The organism is Aeromonas sp. LsrichE-8G (assembly GCF_022869435.1).
Classification (GTDB): domain Bacteria; phylum Pseudomonadota; class Gammaproteobacteria; order Enterobacterales; family Aeromonadaceae; genus Aeromonas; species Aeromonas caviae.
The window spans coordinates 1-22,481 of sequence record NZ_JALIHH010000094.1 but is presented as its reverse complement, the minus strand read 5'-3'; the positions used below and the strand labels follow the sequence as shown (position 1 = coordinate 22,481).

The 22,481-nt window shown below is 62.2% G+C and carries 21 protein-coding genes; 13 read left to right on the top strand and 8 right to left on the bottom strand.

The features are described from left to right. The 3 genes from MUW49_RS14445 to MUW49_RS14435 all read left to right on the top strand — a co-directional run. Positions 1-199, top strand: a 199-nt coding sequence (locus MUW49_RS14445) for a hypothetical protein (RefSeq protein WP_244812900.1), incomplete at its 5' end; no start/stop codon positions are given. A 72-nt stretch (positions 200-271) separates the two neighbouring features. Then, positions 272-805, top strand: a complete 534-nt coding sequence (locus tag MUW49_RS14440; protein WP_041212601.1) for a YbhB/YbcL family Raf kinase inhibitor-like protein — start codon at positions 272-274, stop codon at positions 803-805. Between the two features lie 11 nt (positions 806-816). After that, a complete protein-coding gene (locus MUW49_RS14435) occupies positions 817-1,620 on the top strand; it encodes a helix-turn-helix transcriptional regulator (protein WP_010673884.1) in 804 nt (267 codons plus the stop codon). Between the two features lie 103 nt (positions 1,621-1,723). Here MUW49_RS14435 and tyrS read toward each other — a convergent pair whose 3' ends face one another. Then, the gene (gene tyrS, locus MUW49_RS14430) at positions 1,724-2,923 is read right to left on the bottom strand and encodes a tyrosine--tRNA ligase (protein ID WP_045525179.1); all 1,200 of its coding nucleotides are present in this window, start codon (positions 2,921-2,923) and stop codon (positions 1,724-1,726) included. A 114-nt stretch (positions 2,924-3,037) separates the two neighbouring features. Between tyrS and MUW49_RS14425 the strand changes: the two genes are divergently transcribed. Then, the gene (locus MUW49_RS14425; RefSeq protein WP_124244872.1) at positions 3,038-4,348 is read left to right on the top strand and encodes a peptidoglycan DD-metalloendopeptidase family protein; all 1,311 of its coding nucleotides are present in this window, start codon (positions 3,038-3,040) and stop codon (positions 4,346-4,348) included. Between the two features lie 242 nt (positions 4,349-4,590). Beyond that, on the top strand, positions 4,591-5,715 hold the full coding sequence (locus tag MUW49_RS14420) for an anhydro-N-acetylmuramic acid kinase (protein ID WP_043155913.1): 1,125 nt from the start codon (positions 4,591-4,593) through the stop codon (positions 5,713-5,715). Between the two features lie 111 nt (positions 5,716-5,826). Here the strand turns inward: MUW49_RS14420 and MUW49_RS14415 are convergent, their stop codons facing one another. Further along, entirely contained in the window at positions 5,827-6,228 is a 402-nt protein-coding gene (locus MUW49_RS14415; RefSeq protein WP_223930419.1) for a hypothetical protein, read from the bottom strand. A gap of 377 nt (positions 6,229-6,605) precedes the next feature. Further along, entirely contained in the window at positions 6,606-7,478 is an 873-nt protein-coding gene (locus MUW49_RS14410) for a hypothetical protein (protein ID WP_043155915.1), read from the bottom strand. A gap of 1,069 nt (positions 7,479-8,547) precedes the next feature. Here MUW49_RS14410 and MUW49_RS14405 point away from each other — a divergent pair. Further along, a complete protein-coding gene (locus tag MUW49_RS14405) occupies positions 8,548-9,813 on the top strand; it encodes a RidA family protein (RefSeq protein WP_244812899.1) in 1,266 nt (421 codons plus the stop codon). Between the two features lie 88 nt (positions 9,814-9,901). Here MUW49_RS14405 and MUW49_RS14400 read toward each other — a convergent pair whose 3' ends face one another. Beyond that, the gene (locus MUW49_RS14400) at positions 9,902-10,192 is read right to left on the bottom strand and encodes a hypothetical protein (RefSeq protein ID WP_183148792.1); all 291 of its coding nucleotides are present in this window, start codon (positions 10,190-10,192) and stop codon (positions 9,902-9,904) included. A 302-nt stretch (positions 10,193-10,494) separates the two neighbouring features. Beyond that, entirely contained in the window at positions 10,495-12,486 is a 1,992-nt protein-coding gene (gene tkt, locus MUW49_RS14395; protein ID WP_048207183.1) for a transketolase, read from the bottom strand. A gap of 340 nt (positions 12,487-12,826) precedes the next feature. On the opposite strand from tkt, the gene metK reads away from it, so the two are divergent. The 7 genes from metK (at position 12,827) to ruvX (ending at position 18,491) form a co-directional block, all read left to right on the top strand. Next, positions 12,827-13,978 (top strand): methionine adenosyltransferase, encoded by a 1,152-nt coding sequence (gene metK, locus MUW49_RS14390; RefSeq protein ID WP_244053536.1) that lies wholly within the window; start codon positions 12,827-12,829, stop codon positions 13,976-13,978. 68 nt (positions 13,979-14,046) lie between these two features. After that, a complete protein-coding gene (locus MUW49_RS14385; protein ID WP_043155788.1) occupies positions 14,047-14,586 on the top strand; it encodes a SprT family zinc-dependent metalloprotease in 540 nt (179 codons plus the stop codon). A 73-nt stretch (positions 14,587-14,659) separates the two neighbouring features. Further along, complete coding sequence (locus MUW49_RS14380; protein WP_043155786.1) at positions 14,660-15,352, top strand: endonuclease; 693 nt, start codon at positions 14,660-14,662, stop codon at positions 15,350-15,352. 129 nt (positions 15,353-15,481) lie between these two features. Then, complete coding sequence (gene rsmE, locus MUW49_RS14375) at positions 15,482-16,213, top strand: 16S rRNA (uracil(1498)-N(3))-methyltransferase (protein WP_043155785.1); 732 nt, start codon at positions 15,482-15,484, stop codon at positions 16,211-16,213. Between the two features lie 122 nt (positions 16,214-16,335). Next, entirely contained in the window at positions 16,336-17,286 is a 951-nt protein-coding gene (gshB, locus tag MUW49_RS14370; RefSeq protein WP_010673865.1) for a glutathione synthase, read from the top strand. 143 nt (positions 17,287-17,429) lie between these two features. Next, complete coding sequence (locus tag MUW49_RS14365) at positions 17,430-17,984, top strand: YqgE/AlgH family protein (RefSeq protein ID WP_010673864.1); 555 nt, start codon at positions 17,430-17,432, stop codon at positions 17,982-17,984. Between the two features lie 84 nt (positions 17,985-18,068). Next, entirely contained in the window at positions 18,069-18,491 is a 423-nt protein-coding gene (ruvX, locus tag MUW49_RS14360; RefSeq protein ID WP_010673863.1) for a Holliday junction resolvase RuvX, read from the top strand. Here the strand turns inward: ruvX and yidZ are convergent. The 3 genes from yidZ to MUW49_RS14345 all read right to left on the bottom strand — a co-directional run bounded on the left by yidZ (position 18,488) and on the right by MUW49_RS14345 (position 22,149). Continuing rightward, entirely contained in the window at positions 18,488-19,528 is a 1,041-nt protein-coding gene (gene yidZ, locus MUW49_RS14355; protein WP_049636984.1) for an HTH-type transcriptional regulator YidZ, read from the bottom strand. The genes ruvX and yidZ overlap by 4 nt on opposite strands. Before the next feature lie 10 nt (positions 19,529-19,538). Further along, positions 19,539-20,705 carry an MdtL family multidrug efflux MFS transporter gene (locus tag MUW49_RS14350; RefSeq protein WP_049636983.1) on the bottom strand — a complete coding sequence of 389 codons (1,167 nt, stop codon included), beginning with the start codon at positions 20,703-20,705 and terminating at the stop codon, positions 19,539-19,541. A 292-nt stretch (positions 20,706-20,997) separates the two neighbouring features. Then, positions 20,998-22,149 carry a CMY-1/MOX family class C beta-lactamase MOX-12 gene (locus MUW49_RS14345; protein WP_043155783.1) on the bottom strand — a complete coding sequence of 384 codons (1,152 nt, stop codon included), beginning with the start codon at positions 22,147-22,149 and terminating at the stop codon, positions 20,998-21,000. Positions 22,150-22,481 lie beyond the last annotated feature (332 nt).

The window sequence follows — 22,481 nt, the reverse complement described above, 5'->3', positions numbered from 1 at the left end:
TAACCTGGCCAGAAGGAGGCAATATCAATATGATGCACGGCGACAGCAGGGTGATGGTGGTGGTGTGTTTGGAGACAGCCAGTTTACCAGCACCCTGTCTGTCAACTTCCACTTCCCCAAGATCCCGCGAAGAACCTTTTTTTATGCCCCTCAAAAGCCCCGAACAGCTCACAAAAGCCACCTTTATGGCATAATTTGAGCCATATGGGCACTCTGTTTTGAGCCAGCCCCCTTAGAGTGAATGCCATATTCACACAAAGGAGTGCCCATCATGAGATCCCCCATTATCCCGCTGCTGCCCCTGTTCTGCCTCGCGGCTCTGCCCGCCGGTGCCATGACCCTCAAGAGTACCGACATCCGCGAGGGTGAACCCATGGACAAGGTCTTCAGCTTCAACGGCTTTGGTTGCAGCGGCGAGAACCGCTCCCCCCAGTTGAGCTGGCAGAGCCTGCCCGCCGGCACCCAGAGCGTCGCCATCACCGCCTATGACCCGGACGCCCCCACCGGCAGCGGCTGGTGGCACTGGCTGGTGGTGAACCTGCCGGCCAGCCAGAGCGAGCTGCCGAGCAATGCCTCCGGCAAGCTCAAGCAGGGGCTGGAGCTTGGCACCGACTACGGTACCCAGGGTTATGGCGGCCCCTGCCCGCCCGCCGGTCACGGCATGCACCGCTACCAGTTCACCGTCTGGGCCCTGCCCAAGGCGCTGGAGGTGAAGGCCAACACCCCGCCCGCCATGGTAGGCTACATGCTCAACAGCCTGGCCCTTGGCAAGGCCACCCTGACCGCCACCTTCACCACCCCCTAGGAGCCCGCCCGATGAGCACGCCCCTGCTGCAACTGAATCATTACTTCGGGATCCGCCAGCAGCCCCTGCGCCGGGTGCTCATCTACGCGCCGACCCTCATCTGGGTGCAGCAGGGCCGCAAGCAGCTGTGGTGGCGGGAGCAGCGCCTCTCCTTTGACAAGGAGAGCTGGCTGCTGATCCCGGCGGGTCACCGGCTCACCTTCGTCAACCAGCCGGAGCAGGGCACGTTTCGCTCCCAGGCGCTCACCCTGCTGGCCCCTCCACCGGCCGAGTGGCTGGCAGAGAGCCCCCTCGATCTCCTCAAGCCACCGGCCATCAGGGTGACGTCGGCCCTCGCCTTCTGCTTCGATCTCGTCACCACCATGGCGCAGCGGCAGCTCTGCGAGACGGCCCAGACCCAGCTGCTGCAAGGGTTTTATGGCGAGCTCAGGGAAGCGGGGGGCCTTGGCCTGCTCTTTCCTGCCACCACCATGACCCTGGGGGAACGGCTGGCCCGTTACCTCAGCGTGGAGCCTGGTCTCGATCACCGGCTGGAGACGGTAGCGACCCACTTCGCCATGAGCCGCGCCTCTCTGGTCCGCAAGCTGGCCGCCGAGGGGCGCAGCTTTCGCCAGGTGCTGACCCAGGTACGCCTGGGGCACGCCCTCACCCTGCTGCAACAGGGGCTCACTCCGCTTCAAACCGCCCTCGCCTGTGGCTACGACTCCCCCGGCCGCTTTGCCGCGCGCTTCAAGGAGGAGTTCGGCCTGACCCCCCACCAATACCTGCGTACCTGCCCCGGGAGCCATGCCGCTCGCCAGGTAGGAGAACGCTGATCGCCCCTCTCCTTTGCATGGCATCGAACGCCATGCTGCACCCAAAAAACAAAAAGGCCTCCGTAAGGGAGGCCTTTCTTATGGCAGCGCCAGAGGTGGCGACTTACTTCACGGTCACCCGGGCAAACTTGCGCTTGCCGACCTGGTAGACGGCGGTACCGGCACCGATGAGGGCCTTGCCATCGTCCAGCTTCTCGCCATCCACCTTGACCGCGCCCTGCTTGATCATGCGCAGCGCTTCGGAGGTGGTGGCCACCAGATCGGCGTCTTTGAGCAGGTTGGCGATGGCCAGCCCTTCCCCTTCCAGTGCCAGCTCGACTTCCGGCATGTCGTCCGGAATGGCGTTCTTGGAGAAGCGCTGGGTGAAGTCTTCGTGGGCCGCTTCGGCCGCCGCTTCATCGTGATAACGGGCGATGATCTCCTTGGCCAGCCAGATCTTCACGTCGCGCGGGTTGAGGGTGCCGGCAGCAATGCCTGCCTTGAACTCTTCGATTTCAGCCAGCGGACGGAAGGAGAGCAGTTCGTAGTAGTTCCACATCAGATCGTCGGTGATGGACATGATCTTGCCGAACATCTCCCCCGGGGCATCGTGCACGCCGATGTAGTTGGCAGCGGACTTGGACATCTTCTTGACGCCATCGAGGCCTACCAGCAGCGGCATCATCAGCACGCACTGGGTCGCCATGCCCGCATCTTTTTGCAGCTCGCGACCCATCAGCAGGTTGAACTTCTGATCGGTACCGCCGAGCTCGACATCCGCCTTGAGCGCGACCGAGTCATAGCCTTGCAGCAGCGGATAGAGGAATTCGTGAATGGCGATGGACTGGCCGCCCGAGTAGCGCTTCTTGAAGTCGTCACGCTCCATCATGCGGGCCACTGTCTGCTTGGCCGCCAGCTTGATCATGCCGGTCGCGCCCAGCTCGCTCAGCCAGGTGGAGTTGTACTCGATGCGGGTCTTGGCCGGGTCGAGGATCTTGAACGCCTGCTCGGCATAGGTGAGGGCGTTGTGCTTGATGGCCTCTTCGGAGAGCGGCGGACGGGTGGCGTTTTTGCCGGAGGGGTCACCCACCATGGCGGTGAAGTCACCGATCAGCAGGATCACTTCATGGCCCAGATCCTGGAAGGTCTTCAGCTTGTTGAGGATCACGGTATGACCCAGGTGGATGTCCGGCGCGGTCGGGTCCATCCCCAGCTTGATGCGCAGGGGGCGCCCTTCCTTCAACTTGGCGATCAGTTCTTCTTCAACCAGAATTTCTTCCGCTCCGCGCTTGATCTCGGCTAGCGCCACCTCGAGCTGGGACATTTTTTGACTCTCCAATCACGATTCCACAGGGCCAGACATATTACTGGAATGGCGGGCCAATTGGAAAGGCGGTAAACTCCGACCTTCTTCCGGGTTCAACTTTGTCTGCTTCTCATGGTCCTTTGGCACGCCTTCAACTCTCTCCCTCACTGGCACCGCAAGATGGTGCTTATCCTGAGCATCATGGTGATGATGCTGGCGGCCTGGCCGAGCGAACAGGCAGTCGCCACCCGGGTCGATGACAACGACAACGAACTGGCCGTCGAACAGCAGGTCGACGAGGAGGCCCAGCTGGCACGGGCCGAGCCCGTCACCCCGCCCAAACCGCGCTATGTCACCAGACAGGTGAAGGTGCGCAGCGGCGACAACATGGGGGTCATCTTCCAGCGCCTGGGCCTCAGCACCACGGATCTGCACCTCATCGACCAGCTCGAGGGCACGGATACCCTGCGCCTGCTCAAGCCCGGTCAGGAGCTCACCTTCAAGCTCACCAAGGGCGGCGAGCTGCACAGCCTCTATTACCCCCACAGCCTGGAGCAGGCGCTCAAGGTGAACCGCCGGGATGACGGCTTCGTGGCCAGGCCGGTGAAGATCGAGCTCGACACCCGCGAACAAGTGGCCCAGGGGGAAATCCGCTCCAGCTTCTGGGGCGCCGCCGTCGAAGCGGGCATGACGGAAGACCAGATCATGGATCTCGCCGCCATCTTCGGCTGGGACATCGACTTTGCCCAGGACCTGCAACCGGGGGACAGCTTCCGGGTGGTCTACCAGGACAAATACCAGGATGACGAGCGGGTTGCCTCCGGCGACATCCTGGCCGCCGAGTTCATCAACCAGGGGGCCATCTACCGCGCCGTGCTGAACACGGATGGCAACTACTACACCCCGGACGGCAAGGCGATGCGCAAGAGCTTCCTGCGCGCGCCGGTCAACTTCAAATACATCAGCTCCAACTTCAATCCGCGCCGCCTTCACCCGGTCACCGGCAAGGTGCGCCCCCACAACGGCATCGACTACGTAGCGCCGGTGGGCACCCCCATCATGGCGGCGGGCGGCGGCAGCGTGGTGGCCGCCGGCTATAACCAGTTCAACGGCAACTACGTCTTCATCAAGCACGCGGGCAACTACGTGACCAAGTACCTGCACCTCTCCAAGCGCACCGTCAACAAGGGGCAGCGAGTGAAGCAGGGGCAGACCATCGGCCTGCTCGGTGGCACCGGCCGGGTCACAGGCCCGCACCTGCACTATGAATTCGTGGTGGGCGGCGTGCACAAGAACCCGCGCACCCTCAACCTGCCCCAGGCGGAGTCTCTCAGCGGGCGGGCGCTGGCCAGCTTCAAGGCCCAGGCCATGCCCCAGCTCGCCAAGCTGGACAGCCCCGAGCTGCAACTGGCCAGAAACAAGGGCAACGGCGACGACAGCTGACCGCTGTCGACCAAGGTGGAACACGGTATCAGACCGTTCCTCTGCATCATTGAAAGGGGTTGTCATGAGCGGGCCATATATCCGATTGATGTCGGGGACCAAGGCGGAACACGGCATCGAACCGTTCCTCTGCATCATTGAAAGGGGGTTGTCATGACTGAGCGCTATATAGGCTGGATGCCCGGTACCAGAGCGGGGCATGGTATCGAACCGTTCCCCTGCATCATTGAAAGGGGGTTGTCATGACGGAACGCTATATAGGCTTGATGTCCGGTACCAGCATGGATGGTATCGACGCCGTGCTGGTGCAGATCGAGGGGGATGCACTGCGGGTCGAGGCGGCGCTGTGCCATCCCTGGCCTGCCGATACGGCTCGCACCCTGCATGAGCTTTGCACCCCGGGGGAGAACGAAATCGACCGCATGGGGGTCGCCGACAACCTGGTGGCCCGCGAATTTGCCGCCGCCACCCAGGCCCTGCTCGCCAAGGCGGCGCTGACTCCCAAGGAGATTCGCGCCATCGGCAGTCACGGCCAGACCATACGCCACCGCCCTGCCCTCGGCTTTACCCTGCAGATTGGCAACGCGGCCCTGCTGGCGGCCCTGACCGGCATCGACGTGGTGGCCGATTTTCGCACCATGGACATGGCCCTCGGCGGCCAGGGTGCGCCCCTGGTGCCCGCCTTCCATCAGGCGCTCTTTGCCCGTCCCGGCGCCCTTCGGGTGGTGCTGAACCTCGGCGGCATTGCCAATATCTCGGTGCTGCCCGGCCAGGCCGACGGGGGGGCTGGTTCAGGGGTATATGGCTTCGATACCGGCCCCGCCAACACCCTGCTCGACGGCTGGTATCGCCGCCACCATCCACACGGTGACAGCTATGATGCCGGTGGCCAGTGGGCCGCCAGCGGCAAGCCTATCCCTGCGCTGCTGGAGCAGTTGCTGGCTCACCCCTACTTCGCCGCCCCCGCCCCCAAGAGCACGGGGCGTGAGATGTTCACCCTCGACTGGCTCGACGGCGAGCTGGACGGCAGCGCATACGCCCCCGCAGATGTGCAGCGTACCCTGCAATCCCTCACCTGCCACAGCATCGCCCGCCAGCTGCCCGCCCACAGTGACGCGCCAACCCGGCCCGAGCTGTTTGTCTGCGGCGGCGGCGCCCACAACGCCCCGCTGCTGGCGGAGCTGGCAGCCCTGCTGCCCGACTGGCATCTGACCAGCACCGCCCAGCTCGGCCTTGCACCGGACTGGGTGGAAGGGGCCGCCTTTGCCTGGCTGGCACAACGCTTTATCCAGCGAAAGCCGGGCAACCTGCCTGCGGTGACCGGTGCGAGCCGCCCGGCGGTGCTGGGCGCCCTCTATCCCGCCTGAGCCGCTTCCCGAGCGCCCTCCCCCTAATGGAACAAGCCCGAACAGGTGCACCTGATCGGGCTTGTTGTTATGCCTGACGCCGGATGGCGCAGACCCGTCACTCTGTGCTCCCTACCCGAGCCGCTCTTTCAACCTGGCCGCCTGCGCCTTGAAGGTCTCATAATCGGCAACATGCCGACTCCTGGCGGCGGTGATCCACTGCACGCCCGTCTCGTCGGCGTGGGAAAATTCGATGCAAAACTCATATTTCGCGCTGGAGAGCAGCCCCATCAGGGCGCCAGACAGAAAACCCACCAGGGGCAGGAAGAGCACGATGAGCCAGTTGCCCGCCTGCTCGTAGGAAGGGGTGAAGTAAAAGAGCACACTGGAGGTGACTACCCCCAGCAAGAAGGTCTTCTTGAGCCGATCCATCCAGCCGAGTGCTTTTACCTGCACGCCGACGATGCGGCCCAGATCGTAGCAATCCTTGTTGACCCTCAGTGTGTTGTCCGACTGCTCAATGGCAATGGCCATCCTGATACTCCGTTCTGTTGGCTATGGCGATAAGGGGTTGCCGTGGCGGCCCCGGGTTGTGCATCCCGAGGGCATGACGGGACCAGCGGCCAGCCACGGGGGCGATGGGCGGCGCCTCCCCCCAACAGGAACACACGCTGCGCATGGTATCGTATGGCGCCAAACATCAAAAGACGTTCACATCAAAAGGCGAGGTGGATCACCTTCTACCCACCCCTTGTCCCCCGTGCAGCCGTTGGCTTTTCTGGCCATCCCCTCTTGGGCAAGGTAGCCGGGGAGCAGGGGTCAGTGAGATAACAGTCCCGTGATGACCCTCAGCAGGGGCGGGCCGATGGGATGGCGCCATGGACCCGCACCTCGAGAGCACTCCCATGGCCCTAGAAGGCCCACTTCAGGAAGCGGTTTACCTGGCGCTTGACCGGTGCACAGAGCGGCGGTTTGGGAGGATCCAGGTTGATCTGTCTGCGGCCCGCCCTGGCTTCGCCCCGCAGCGGGATCTGGAGATAGTGGGGGTGCTGGCGCTGGATGAATCGAGAGATCTCATGGGCCCAGGGTTTGGGGACTCCCCACAGGGTCGAGGCCAGGGCGCCGACGATACAGAAGAAAGCGGGCTCGTGCATGCCCATCCTGACGCCATTCTCCAGCGCCTCCTTGAAGGAGCCCGAATGGGCGATGCAGGTCATCACATTGACCATGAAGGCGGCATAGTCATCTTCCCCGCCGTGGCCCACCCTGGCCACCAACCCGGCCTGTGGCCTGTAGCCGAACTGGTGGCCGATGTGCTCAAGCACTGCATTGCGCTGGCGAATGACCTTGGCATAGAACATCAGCATGGCGGTACAGTCGAGCGCCTGGCTCAAGGCCGCCTGATGGGGATGGGTCTGGGTGGGACGGGGCGTGGTCAGCAGCGCGATCTCCTCCGAGATGGCGAGCAGACCGATGGGCACCGCCGTGCTGATAAAGGCAAGATCGATGGCGATCGCCAGGTCCTGACCCTCCTCCATTCGGCCAATGACCACCTGCTCGGCAAAGAGGCGACGCTGGCGCTCGATAAAGGCGCCATAGATCAGGGCCCTGAACTTCTTCTGGGGATAGGGGGTATCGAGCAGGGTCTCCATGGTCAGGATGGCGGCACCGGTGCGACCGCGCAGTTGATAGTCGGGGACGAGGGGGAAGTGCTTGCCTAGGCGGGGGGGTGGCCGAAACCCGCTGATGCGGCTGTACATGTCACCCAGAATGAATCCAAGCATAAAACCTCCGAAGTCAGATGACGGGGATCGCGATGCGATCGCATGTGCCACTCCCGGGCAGATGAGTGCCGATCCGTGCTGCTCGTCGGCAGGGTCCCTGATTTCATTATTAATCATACAGTTAATAATCCACCCAAACCCCGACCCAGGTCGCAATAACGGCAGTTGATGACAAAGAACACAAATAAGGGTGGTGCGGGGAAGATGAGCCGGCTGTATCGCGAGGAGTGCGGGATACGCCAGGGCGGCAAAGCAGGGCGGACTCCGAGGCCCCCTCACAGGGAGGGTCATGACAGGAGCGATAGGCATCGGGGGCGGCAAGTCGGGGCAGGCAAGGGGAAGGCCCCCTCCCCTTGCTTATGAGCCTTGTTGGCGGGCTGCGTTCGCGCCGCTGAAAAGATATGGCATAGGCGGTGTGGCGACCCGCCCATGTCAGCCTCCGCCGCAGGGGCTAAAAAGCGCCCTCTCTTTCTCCCGTATTTATGTCATGACCTGTGGCCATGCAAAGAGGGTGAATGTTATTTCAGTGTGCTCATCGCAGCATATTTTGGCGGCGCTGAACAGGGCGTCGAGAGAGCGATAAATAGATAGCTATGCAAAACCGGGAGAATAAGCTGCAATTTCGCCAAAAGTATTAACGGAGGATTCACAGGCTGTAACCCTGATGCGCGACAATATGGCGCTATCTGGTTCCACTTTCATGGTAAAGCGGGATCATCATCACCTTTATTTGCCATGCCCGTCATGAATTGAATCGCAAAATGAATATATTTCACTCTGTTGAGCCACCTCATAGAAACAGGATCCCGGTTTGCATCCCCGGATAACCGCCCCCTAGAATTCTCCCGTCTGAATCACCAGGCCAATTTCTCTCCCTTGTCTGTTGCACGCGCTGTCTGCATCGAAACAGGGCTCGACACTGTGATGATCGTTCTCCTTTTCTCCGTCGCCCTGCGGCGGGAACGGGCAACTGTTGCCGCAATATCACGAGTCATCAGCGTGCCGCATTCGGTCAGGGAAGAACAATGCGGCCCGGACCCTACATCAAAAACGAAAAAGGAGTATCGCCATGAGTGGTACCATCATCAAATCCGCCAGAAATACCCCCAATGCGCCTCAGGATCTGGGGCCCTATACCCAGAGCGTGGCCTTCTCCCACTACAACAATATTGCCGCCCAGCTCCCCGTCGACCCGAAAACGGGCGCGCTGGTCGCAGGGGATATCCAGGCCCAGGCCAGGCAGTGTCTCACCAATATCCAGGCCATCGTCCAGAGCATTGGCCACGGCATGGAGGACATGGTGAAGGTGACCCTGTTCCTCGCGGACATCGCCGACCTCGATGCCGTCAACGCCGTCTATCGGGAATTCTTCCCCCACTCGCTGCCGACCCGCACAGTGCTCGCCGTCGCCGGTCTGCCGCTCGGCGCCAGGGTGCAGATGGACGCCCTGCTCTCCAACGGGGAAGGCACCTTCCCCCAGGCTCCCTGCCCGCTGCTCAAGATCTCCCGCAACAGCGACCACGCCCCGCAGGATCCGCTCTCCAGCCAGAGCGTCGCCTTCTCCCATTACAACAATATCGGTGCCCAGCTGCCCCTCGACCCCGCCTCCGGCGCCCTGGTTGACGGTGGCATTCGCGAGCAGGCGGCCCAATGCCTGCGCAATATCAAAACCGTGCTGGAGAGCATCGACGTGCCCTTCGACGACATCGTCAAGGTGACTGTCTATCTGACTAATCTGGCGGATCTCGACGCCGTCAACGAGGTCTACACCACCTTCTTCCCCGATTCGGCCATTGCCCGTGCCGTCGCCTATCTGCCGGCCCGCAGCGTGATCGCGGCCTCTGCCCTGCCGCTGGGTGCCCGGGTGCAGATGGATGCGGTCATCTCCCACGGTGACGGCACCCCGCCCCAGCTGGTGGAAGACAGGCACAACCTGGTGATCCGTGCCCGCAATACCGACAAGGCACCGAGAAGCCCGCTGCATAGCCAGAGCGTCGCCTTCTCCCACTACAACCATATCGCCGGCCAGCTGCCGATCGACATGGCCACCGGCAAGGTGCTGACCGGCTGTATCCGTGAGCAGACCGTCCAGTGCCTCGGCCATATCAAGGCGATTGTGGATAGCATCGGCCATGTGATGGACGATATCGTCAAGGTCAATATCCAGGTGAAGAACATCGCGGATCTGGCGGACGTGGATGCCATCTACGCCAAATATTTCCCGGGCTATCTGCCTGCCCGCACCGTGATTGGCGTGAGCGAGCTGCCCGCCGGCGCCCTGGTGCAGATTGATGCGGTGATGTCCAATGCGGAAAGTACCCCGCCGCAGGTGTAAGGGTTGTTGCTAATAGTAAAAAAGACACCGGCTTCAGGCCGGTGTCTTTTTCTATTCCCCATTCATGCACACATGCACACTGATAGTGTCATAACTCAGCGTATATATCTTTCATGTGCTTATCTCCTTTCTTATAGCCGGGAGGGTCGACATGAAAAACATTGTTTGTAACTACGAGATTAGATATGTCATCGACCAGACATAAATCCCACTCATGCCCTGGAGTTACATGCATTCCCTCAGTTTGGTAGCAACGTAATACGACATTGTCTTTACGGGACACCCCTACAGCAACAGGTTTAGCTTTTCGAACATAACCACTATATGTAAATTCTATTTCTTTTCGGCTATTTATTGCATCAATCAAGTCACGAATCATATATATCTCTCCTTGATAAAATAAGCAGGAATACTACTCCATCCAAAAAGACTCAATGGTGACCATAATCACAGAATTTGAAATGTATTTCATGGAGAAAAATATTAATTTATGAATTCAATGAGTTAATTGATATAAAGGCAATTCTGCTTACAGAAAATGCGTTTTACTTAAAAGTCCGATCTCATTCAAGTTAACAACGAAAAAAATATAAAAAACGCCCCCCATCTTGCGATGGAGGGCGTTTTATCGTTCTGGCTATTGGGCCTGGGCGGCCCAATATTCAGCGATTACAGGGGCTGTTACAGGGATTCAGCGGTCGCCACCACGTTTTCCACGGTAAAGCCGAATTCCTTGAACAGCAGCTCGGCCGGGGCGGACTCACCGAAGGTGGTCATACCGATGATCTTGCCGCCGAAACCGACGTACTTGTACCAGTAGTCGGCGATGCCCGCTTCGATGGCCACACGCTTGGTGACGGCGGCCGGCAGGACGGACTCCTTGTACTCGGCGGACTGGGCATCGAACACGTCGGTAGACGGGATGGAGACCACGCGCACGGCACGGCCCTTGGCAGTCAGCTGCTCATAGGCGGCCACGGCCAGCTCCACTTCGGAACCGGTGGCGATCAGGATCAGCTCCGGGGTACCGGCGCAATCCTTCAGCACGTAACCACCCTTGGCGGCATCGGCCAGTTGCTGGGCGGTGCGGTCCATCTGGGCCAGGTTCTGACGGGAGAAGATCAGGGAAGTCGGGCCGTCGGTTCGCTCGATGGCGTGTTTCCAGGCGATGGCGGACTCTACCTGGTCACACGGGCGCCAGGTGCTCATGTTCGGGGTCAGACGCAGGGAGGCGATCTGCTCGACCGGCTGGTGAGTCGGGCCATCTTCACCCAGACCGATGGAGTCGTGGGTGTAGACGAAGATGGCGCGCTGCTTCATCAGGGCGGCCATGCGCAGGGCGTTGCGGGCGTACTCCATGAACATCAGGAAGGTGGCGCCGTAGGGGATGAAACCACCGTGCAGGGCGATGCCGTTCATGATGGCGGACATGCCGAACTCGCGCACACCGTAGTGGATGTAGTTGCCTGCGGCGCTCTCGGGAGTCAGGGACTTGGAGCCGGACCACATGGTCAGGTTGGACGGCGCGAGATCCGCGGAGCCGCCCATGAATTCCGGCAGCAGCTTGCCAAAGGCTTCCAGGGAGTTCTGGGACGCTTTACGGGTCGCGATCTTGGCCGGGTTGGCCTGCAGGGTTTCGATGATCTTGGCGGATTCAGCAGCCCAGTTGGCCGGCAGCTCGCCAGCGGTGCGGCGCTTGAACTCGGCAGCCAGGGCCGGGTGAGCGGCTTCATAGGCGGCGAACTTGGCAGCCCAGTCGGATTCGAGCTTGGCGCCCTTCTCCTGACCGTTCCACTCGGCGGCGATGTCGGCCGGGATGACGAACGGCGCGTGGTCCCACTTCAGGAAGGCACGGGCGGCGGCGATCTCGTCGTTGCCCAGCGGTGCGCCGTGGCAGTCGTGGGAGCCGGACTTGTTCGGGGAACCGTAGCCGATGATGGTGCGGCAGCAGATCAGGGTCGGCTTGCCGGTCTCGGCCTTGGCGGCTTCGATGGCGGCGTTGATGGCTTCCGGGTTGTGACCGTCAACGGCCGGGATGACGTGCCAGCCGTAGGCTTCGAAGCGCTTGGGAGTGTCGTCGGTGAACCAGCCTTCTACGTGACCGTCGATGGAGATACCGTTGTCATCCCAGAATGCAATCAGCTTGCCCAGACCCAGGGTGCCGGCCAGGGAGCAGGCTTCGTGGGAGATACCTTCCATCAGGCAGCCGTCGCCCATGAAGGCGTAGGTGTAGTGGTCGACGATGTCGTGACCCGGCTGGTTGAACTGCTCGGCCATGGCCTTCTCGGCGATCGCCATGCCCACGGCGTTGGTGATGCCCTGACCCAGCGGACCGGTCGTGGTTTCAACGCCCGGCGCATAACCGTACTCCGGGTGACCCGGGGTGCGAGAGTGCAGTTGGCGGAAGTTTTTCAGATCGTCGATGGAGAGGTCATAACCGGAGAGGTGCAGCAGGGAGTACAGCAGCATGGAGCCGTGGCCGTTGGAGAGAATGAAACGGTCGCGGTCGGCCCACTTGGGGTTGTTCGGGTTGTGTTTGAGGTGGCTGCGCCACAGCACTTCAGCGATATCCGCCATTCCCATGGGGGCGCCCGGGTGACCGGAGTTGGCTTTTTGAACGGCATCCATACTCAATGCACGAATGGCATTGGCAAGCTCTTTACGAGAAGGCATCTGTATCTCCTGCGATTGCTTCATTTGATGGCCAAGATTAAGGCGCGTTATTGTCCCAGCAGGGGGCGCGGCGTGCAAATATTATCTGGGCGAATAAAGTGGCTTTGGGAGCACAATCGCTTTTCTGGGCGGGGAAAACGATTCAATCCGCCCCCTGCCTTACCTCCATGGAGGTGGATCCCTTCCCCATCCCGCCCCGGGCGGCTCCACCCCCAAATAGTGCTGGCAATCACCGGATGACCTATTTAAAATAGACGTCCAGATGTAGATACCTCTACAGTCATCCTGTCATTATCCGGTTATGGCCAAGGCGATAACCCTTACGAATCGAGAACCAAACATGGCAAAGCTGTTTACTTCCGAGTCGGTCTCCGAAGGCCATCCCGATAAAATCGCCGACCAGATCTCCGATGCGGTGCTGGACGCCATCCTGCAACAGGACACCAAGGCGCGCGTCGCCTGCGAAACCCTGGTCAAGACTGGCATGGTGATGGTAGCCGGCGAAGTGACCACCTCTGCCTGGGTCGACATCGAACAGATCGTGCGCGATACCGTGCGCGAGATTGGTTACACCCACTCCGACATGGGCTTCGACGCCGACTCCTGCGCCGTGCTGAACGCCATCGGCAAACAGTCTCCGGACATCAACCAGGGCGTCGACCGTACCGACCCGCTGGAGCAAGGTGCCGGTGACCAGGGCCTGATGTTCGGCTACGCCACCAACGAAACCGACGTGCTGATGCCCGCGCCCATCACCTACTCCCACCTGCTGGTGAAGCGTCAGGCAGAAGTGCGCAAGAACGGCACCCTGCCGTGGCTGCGTCCGGACGCCAAGAGCCAGCTGACCTTCGCCTACGACGACGCAGGCAAGATCCTGGGTGTCGATGCCGTGGTGCTCTCCACCCAGCATTGCGACTCCATCAACCACAGCGATCTGGTGGAAGCGGTGCGCGAAGAGATCATCAAGCCGGTGCTGCCGGCCGAGTGGATCAACAAGGACACCAAGTACTTCATCAACCCGACCGGCCGTTTCGTCATCGGCGGCCCCATGGGTGACTGCGGTCTGACCGGTCGCAAGATCATCGTCGACACCTACGGCGGCATGGCCCGTCACGGTGGTGGCGCCTTCTCCGGCAAGGATCCGTCCAAGGTGGACCGCTCCGCCGCCTACGCCGCCCGCTACGTGGCCAAGAACATCGTGGCCGCAGGCCTCGCGGATCGCTGTGAAGTGCAGGTCTCCTACGCCATCGGCGTGGCCGAGCCCACCTCCATCAGCGTCGAAACCTTCGGTACCGGCAAGGTGGCCGAAGCCCTGCTGGTCAAGCTGGTGCGCGAGTTCTTCGAGCTGCGCCCCTATGGTCTCATCGAGATGCTGGATCTGAAGCGCCCGATCTACCAGGCAACCGCCGCTTACGGCCACTTCGGCCGCGACGAGTTCCCCTGGGAGAAGACCGACAAGGCCGAGCTGCTGCGCGCTGCCGCTGGCCTGTAAGGCTCGTGGTTGTGATAAAAGGGGAGCCTGGCTCCCCTTTTGCTTTTGTGTCCTGTCCCGAGGATCCCATGCCTGCCACTGCCACCCGGCTTGACCCCGCCCTCATCGAGACGCTGCTCGCGCGCGTCGATGCCTGCTTTGTGCAGGCCGAAACGCGTCTTGGCCGCACCTTTCCCCGTCCGCAAGTCCACTGCAACATGCGGGGCCGGGCGGCAGGATCGGCGCGGCTGCAAACCTGGGAGCTGCGTTTCAATCCGGCGCTCTATCAGGCCAATCAGCAGGCGTTTCTCAGGGAAGTGGTGCCCCACGAGGTGGCGCACCTGCTGGTCTATGCGCTCTGGGGAGAGGGGCGCGGCAAGAGCCGGGTACTGCCCCATGGTCGCCAGTGGCAGTCGGTGATGCGGGAGCTGTTCGGTCTCGAACCCAGCACCACCCACAGCTTAGATCTGGGGGTGCTGGCCCAGCGCACCTTCGTGTATGCCTGCGCCTGCCAGCAGCATCCCCTCTCCGTGCGCCGCCACAACAAGGTGATGCGCGGCGAGGCCCGCTATCACTGCCGCCGCTGTCGCCAGCCCCTGGTGTGGCAGCGCGACACGACGGCGGATTGAGTCACCCCGTGTCGCGCTCCTGTGATAGGGTGCGCGCTTACTTCATTCAACTGTCTCATTGCCAAGGATATTCATGTTTCGCCCTCTGCTCTCCCTCTGCCTGGCCCTGCTGGTCAGCGCCCCGGCCCATGCCGACAACATCCAGACCTTTCGCGCCGCCAAGCAGGATCTGAACAAGCTCTACCAGAGCCACCCCGTCACCTTCTACTGCGGCTGCAACATCAAGTTCAGCGGCAAAAAGATGGCCCCCGACTGGGAGAGCTGCGGCTACCTGCCGCGCAAGCAAGCCGAGCGGGCCTCCCGCATCGAATGGGAGCACGTGGTGCCCGCCTGGGAGTTCGGCCACCAGCTCCAGTGCTGGCAGGACGGGGGTCGCAAGAATTGCGGCAAGAGCGACGAGTTCAACAGGATGGAGGGAGACATGCACAACCTCTTCCCCGCCATCGGCGAGGTGAACGGTGATCGGGCGAACTTCCGCTTCAGCGACTGGAACGGCAAACCGAACCAGTACGGCAAGTGCCAGATGCTGGTGGACTTCAAGGAGCGACAGGTGCAGCCGCCCAAGGGGCCGGTGCGTGGCCAGATCGCCCGCGCCTACCTCTACATGAGCCAGCAGTACGGAGTGCGTCTGGCGGCCCAGCAGCGCAAGCTTTACGAAGCCTGGGACAGGCAGTATCCGGCTGATCGCTGGGAGTGCGAGCGCAACCGCCGTATCGGCAAGCTGCAGGGCAATACCAATCCCTTCATTGAAAAGCAGTGCCAATAACCCCATTTGACCAGGGAGGGGGAACGTCCCCCTCATCCTGAATCCCTTCACTCTCTGTCTCGCGAGTCTTGCTCGCCGCCGTGCAGTAGGGTATTGAAGGGTTTCCAAGCAAGAGACTGACTATCTGCCATGCGCATTCCACGTATCTATGAACCGGCCGGCCTGCAGGTTGGCCAGACCCTCGCCCTGTCAGAAGACGGTGCCAATCACATCGGCCGCGTGCTGCGCATGCAGCCGGGCCAGCAGCTCGAGCTGTTCAACGGCGACGGCAACCAGTACCCCGCCACCATCGCCAACGTCGGCAAGAAGTCGGTGGAAGTGACCATCGACAGTTGCGAGACCCGCTCGGTGGAGTCCCCCCTTGCCATCCACCTGGGTCAGGTGATCAGCCGCGGCGACAAGATGGACTTCACCATCCAGAAATCCGTGGAGCTCGGCGTCACCTGCATCACGCCCCTCTTCTCCGAGCGCTGCGGCGTCAAGCTGCCCGCCGATCGGCTGGAGAAAAAACGCGAGCAGTGGCAAAAAGTGGTGATCAGCGCCTGCGAGCAGTGCGGCCGCAATACCGTGCCCGAGGTGCGCATGCCGATGGAGCTGGACGCCTGGCTGGCGGAAGAGACTCAGGAGCTCAAGCTCAACCTGCACCCGCGCGCCCCTTACAGCATCAACACCCTGCCCATCCCTGAGCACGGCGTGCGCCTGCTGATCGGCCCGGAAGGGGGCTTGTCCGGCGACGAGATCGCCCGTACCGTGCAGGAAGATTTCAAGGAGATGCTGCTGGGGCCGCGGGTGCTGCGCACCGAAACCGCCGCCCTGACGGCGATTACTGCACTTCAGTGCCGCTTTGGCGATCTGGCCTGACAGCCGACCCCACCCCGACCCTCCCCTTCGCAGGGGAGGGAGCAACAGGCCCCTCCCCCTTGTGAAGGGGGAGGCAGGGAGGGGGTCATCACATCCAATCGAGCCACAAGAAGGATATTCGGATGACCATTAAACTCGGCATCGTGATGGACCCCATCTCGGCCATCAACATCAAGAAGGACTCCAGCTTCGCCATGCTCGAAGAGGCGCAAAAGCGCGGCTACGAGCTGTTCTATCTGGAGATGAAGGATCTCTACATGGAGGCCGGTCGCGCCTTCGGTACCATGCGCCCGCTCACCGTCAAATATGACTATGCCGACTGGTACAGCCTCGGCGAGGTGGTGGATCAGCCGCTCTCCAGCCTGGATGTGATCCTGATGCGCAAGGATCCCCCCTTCGACACGGAGTTCATCTACGCCACCTACATGCTGGAGCGGGCCGAGGATGAGGGCTGCCTCATCGTCAACAAGCCCCAGAGCCTGCGCGACGCCAACGAGAAGCTCTACACCGCCTGGTTTGCCGAGCACACCCCGACCACGCTCGTCACTCGCAGAGCAGACAAGCTGCGGGCCTTCCACGCCAGGCACAAGGACGTCATCCTCAAGCCGCTGGACGGCATGGGCGGCGCCTCCATCTTCCGCATGAAGGAGGATGACGCCAACGTCGGCGTCATCATCGAGACATTAACCTCTCACGGCAGCCAGTACTGCATGGCGCAGACCTATCTGCCCGCCATCAAGGATGGCGACAAGCGGGTGCTGGTGGTGGACGGTGAACCGGTTCCCTACTGCCTGGCCCGGATCCCGGCCCAAGGGGAGACCCGTGGCAACCTGGCTGCCGGCGGCCGTGGTGAGGCGCGCCCCTTGAGTGACGCGGACTGGGCCATCGCCCGCGCGGTGGGCCCGACCCTGAAAGAGAAGGGGCTCATCTTCGTCGGCCTCGACATCATCGGCGATCGCCTGACCGAGATTAACGTCACCAGCCCGACCTGCATCCGCGAGATTGAGGCGGCCTTCGACGTCTCCATTACCGGCATGCTGATGGACGCCATCGAGCGCCGACTGGGCCGCTGACCCCTTCGTTGCCGCGGCGAGGAAACACACACAAGGGGCCGTGAAGGCCCCTTTGACTGCCGGCAAAAAGCGGTTTTGCCCGCCGCCATCAACTGCCATAATCACCCCAAATACCTTTGCACGCTAAGAGATACATACGCTCCATGCAAACACTGCAAAATCACTTTCTGCTCGCCATGCCGAGCCTCACGGACGCCTATTTCCAGCGCTCCCTGGTCTATCTGTGCGAACACAGCAGCGAAGGCGCCATGGGACTGGTGGTCAACATTCCGGTCGACATGTCCCTGGACGCCATGCTGACCAAGCTCAACCTCAATCCCCCCGCCACCGCCGAGATGAAACAGCCGGTGTTGCAGGGGGGCCCGGTGCACGGGGATCGCGGCTTCGTGCTGCACAGCTTCCGCCCGGGCTTCAACTCCACCCTGCAGGTGAGCGACGAGATGATGGTCACCACCTCCAAGGACATCCTGGAGACCCTGGGCACCGACGAGGCGCCGGACCACTGGCTGGTGGCGCTCGGTTACGCCGGCTGGAGTGCAGGTCAGCTCGAGCAGGAGCTGGTGGATGGCGCCTGGCTGGTGATCCCCCCCAATCCCAAGCTGGTCTTCGATACCCCCATCCACCTGCGCTGGCAGCAAGCCGCCGCGAGCATTGGGGTCAACCCCCTGCACCTCTCCAGCCAGGTGGGGCATAGCTGACACCCCGGCCCTCCCCCCCACAAGCAGGGGGAGGCAGGGAGGGGGCTTCCCCCTTCATTTATCCATCCATTTCGAGGAGACCCCATGTCATCACGCAGCATCATGGGCTTTGACTACGGCACCAAGAGCATCGGTGTCGCCATCGGCCAGGAGCTCACGGGCAGCGCCCGCCCCCTTCGCTCCCTCAAGGCGAACGACGGCATCCCCAACTGGGACGAGATAGAGAAGTTGATCAAGGAGTGGCAACCGGATCTGCTGATCGTCGGTCTGCCGCTCAACATGGATGGCACGGACCAGGAGATCACGGTGCGAGCTCGCAAGTTCGGCAATCGCCTGCACGGTCGCTTCGGCAAGCCGGTGGAGTTCAAGGACGAGCGGCTCACCACCACGGATGCCCGCGCCCGCCTGTTTGAACGTGGCGGCTACAAGGCGCTGGACAAGGGGAGCGTGGACGGCGTCTCCGCCCAGCTCATCGTCGAAGCCTGGATGGAAGAGCAGTACGACTAAACCGGGGTGCCTCCTCCCCCTTGCTTCTCTTTCGCCGCCCCGCTCTCCATGGGCCCGCCCCAGGCAAAACGCGTCATCCCCGCTGCGGCCAGGCCATAGAGCCGCCGGATCTCCCCCCGCAACCACATCACCTTGGCATCCTGATTGTGGCGCTTGTGCCACAGCAGGATGAAGGCGATCTCCAGCTGGGCATAGAGAGACTCTTCCAGCGGCAACGGCATGGGGATGAGGTCGGGGTGATGTCTGGCGGCATAGTCCGCGCAATATGAGGGCACCACGGCGATCAGCTCGTGGCTCTTTTGGGCGGCGATGTGCAGCGCCTGCTCGAAGCTCGCCACCATGATGGGCACCTGCCGCCTGTGGCCTTCGTCCTCCAGCAGATCATCCAGTGCCCAGCTGTCGCTGGCCTCCCACACCACGCTCACCTGGGGGCAGGCCAGAAAGCGGGTCAGCGACCACGTCTGCCCGAGCAAGGGGTGATCCTTGCGCAGGAACACCACGGGACGATCGCAGAACAGCACCTCGTGATCGATGTAATAGGGCAGCCGGTTGACCCTGGCATGGGAGCGGCCGTGGGTCTCCCGGGCGCAGAAGCCGAGATCCGCCTCTCCGTTGACGATGTCGTTGAGGGAGTGGTGATCCCAGCCCAGCATCCTGACCACGGAGTGGGGGTACTTCTGGTAGATGGTCGTGGGCAGCTCGCTCAGGAAGCTGATGCCAAAGGGGGACTCCATCACCAGACTGAAGCGGGCCCCCTCGGGGATCGCCTCGCGGTTGAGGGTGCTGATGCTCTCGGTGAGCTGGAACCAGGTCTTGAGCTCCTCTGCCAGGGTCAGGGAGAGGTTGGTCGGCTGCAAGCCCTGGCGCACGCGCACGAAGAGGGGATCCCCGAACCAGTCCCGCAGCTTGCCGAGCGCCTTGCTCACCGCCGACGGGGTGACACACAGCTTCTTGGCCGCCCCCGCCACGCTGCGCTCCTGCATCAGGTGCCTGAAGACCACCAGCAGGTTCAAATCGAGTTCACCCAGATTGCGCATCGCGTCTCTCCTATCCCCGAGCCCGGACTCGCCGTACCGCACGCCATGGTAGCAGCACCTTGACCACCAGGTAACCGAGCAGCGCCAGCAGGAGTGCCAGGATCAGCATCCAGAGCGCAGGCATCCCCAGATGGCCCATCCCCCAGATGAAGAGCCCGGACAACCCTATCTGCATGATGCAGAGCAGGGCACTGGCCGATGCCACCTGATCCCCGCACACATCCAGCGCCTCCCCCATCGCCACCCCGAACCCGCAGGAAAACCCGATGCAGACCAGGGCACACCCCGCCAGCAGCCAGGACAGGCCGCCTTCGGGCCCGCTGCTGCACAACAGGGCGAGCAAGGCCAGCAGGTAGGCGAGGTGGGAGAGCGCCAGCACCCTTGCCTTGCCGAGCCAGCGCAGCAGCAAGGGGGTCAGGAAGGAAGCGGACATGCTCACCCCGGCCATCGCCATCATCAGCCGGGTGTACTGCTCGGGAGGCAGGCCGAACGTGGTCATCAGGACGAGGGGCGAGACGCTCACATAGACCAGGATGGCGGTCACGCTGGCGCTGGTCAGCAAGGCGCGCTGCATGAAGGGGGCCGTGCCCAGCAGGGCCAGCGGCGATGCCCCCGCAGGCTGGCGGGCGGGGCGGGTCTCCTTGAGCAGTCGCAGGTTGACCAGGGCACTGATGGCGGCCACCAGCGCCATGCCCACGAAGATGCCGCGCCACTCGAAGTGCGACAGGATGAGATAACCGAGTACGGGAGCCAGCACCGGAATGACGCAGATCACGCCGTTGATGAGGGAGAGAGCCATCGCGAGGCGCGCCTGGCTCAGCACATCCCGCAGCACGGTGAAGGTCATGATGTAGAGCGCTCCAGCGCCCACCCCTTGCCAGAAACGCCCCAGATAAAACTGGGCGATGCCGGTCGCCTCCGCCGCCACCAGGGAGGCGACCACGAAGATGAGGGCGCCCCCCAGAACCACGGGGCGCCTGCCATGGCGATCCGCCAGCATGCCCCCCGGCAGCACGGTAGCCGCCATGCCCAGCAGATAGATGGAAAAAGCGGTGTGGATCTGCGCCTCGCTCCCCTGCAGGGTTTGCGCAATGCGGGGCACGGCCACCAGATAGAGATCGATCCCGAGGGGATAGAGGATGATCATCAGAAAAGTACACAGCAGAAACATACCCATGAAGGCTCCATAGCAGCAGGTTTCACCATCACAGGTGCGCTGTCAGCGAGATTGACAACTCAATCCTGCAAAAGCAGAGGAAGATGCCGGGCACTATAGAGCGGGCGGCCTGCCGGGGCCTAGTGACGAGATGGCACTCGGTGGATGCCAATCCGGACATCTCCCGCAGGAGAGGTCCGGATTGGCATGCTCATCGACCCACCCCCTGACAGGTCGCCCTTGAGGGGTCGGGTCCGAGGTAACGGGCACGCCGCGATGCGACGTGCCCTCAAGGCTCAGCGAAGGCGCACCATTACCTGGCCAGTTTCGTCAGGATGGCGTGAGCCGCCTTGATGCGCGCCTCGTTGGGGTAGTTGCGATTGGCCAGCATGACGACGCCGATCCCTTTGGCCGGCACGAAGGCCACATAGGCCCCGAAGCCGTTGGTCGAGCCGGTCTTGTTGAAGAGCACAGGGTGCCCTGCCGCAGCGGGCGCGGGCGCCGCCGGGTTCGTATTATAAATCATCGCCGGGGAGTTGCCCGCCAGCAGCGTCTGCTCGCTGACGGGATAGGCGTAACGCTCCCAGCCCAGTCCCTGGGTCATCTCCCCCACCGCATACTGGCCCTGGTGAGTCAGGTCGATGGCCTGCTGCATGGCCGCATTATCCACCCCGCTGATGTTCGCCTTCACAAAGCGCAGCAGATCCGCCGAGCTGGTCTTGATGCCGTAGGCCTCGTCCGCCAGCATGCCGGGAGTGACGCGGATGGGCTTGTCCTCCTTCGAGTAGCCGTAGGCGTAGTGCCCCATGGCCTGCTCGGGCACATTGAGGTAGGTATGGTACAGGCCAAGCCCCGGCAGGATCGTCTGCTCCATCAGGCGATCGAACGGCTGCTTCATGCTGCTCGCCGCCAGATAGCCAAAGAGCCCGATGCTGGGGTTGGCGTACTGGCGATGGGAACCCGGCGAGTAGGCTGGGGTCCACTGGCGGTAGTAGGCCTGCATCTTCTCGAGCGAATCCACCTCCTCGGGGAATTGCAGCGGCAAGCCGCCTGCGCTGTAGGTAGCCAGCTCCCCCATGGTGATGTTGTCAAAGGCGGATCCCTTGAGCCAGGGGGCGAACAGACTCGCCTTGTCATCGAGCTCGAAGCCCCCCTGCACCACGGCGTAGGCCCCCAGCGTCGCGGTCAGGGTCTTGCTCACGGAGCCTATCTCGAACAGGGTCTGCTCGCTGACACCGACCGCGCGCTCCCGATCGGCCACACCGTAGTTGAAATAGTGGGCCTTGCCATCCTTGAGCACGGCCACCGCCATGCCCGGGATCCTGTGCTCCTTGAGCAGCGGCCGGATGCTGGCATCCACCACGGGGCGCAGGGGATCGGTCGCCGCCTTGTCACCGGCATGAGCCAGACCGGCCCACATCAGGGTGGCCAAAGCGCCCCACAGGATGGATTGTCGTTGTTGCATAGCATGTCTCCTGACTGTCGTTAGCAAGGTATCGCCATGGCGGCGACTGATGAGCCCAGCATAGTCCCACGAGGTGTGCTGCCGATGAGGCTCTGTGAAGTCTGTGTGAAGCCACCCCCTCTTTTTACCCATGAAAAAGGGGAGCCATGGCTCCCCTTCAATCACCTTGCAACACGGGCTTATTTCTGGTTCTTCGCGGGATCTTGGGGAAGTGGAAGTTGACAGACAGGGTGCTGGTAAACTGGCTGTCTCCAAACACACCACCACCATCACCCTGCTGTCGCCGTGCATCATATTGATATTGCCTCCTTCTGGCCAGGTTATACCGTCAT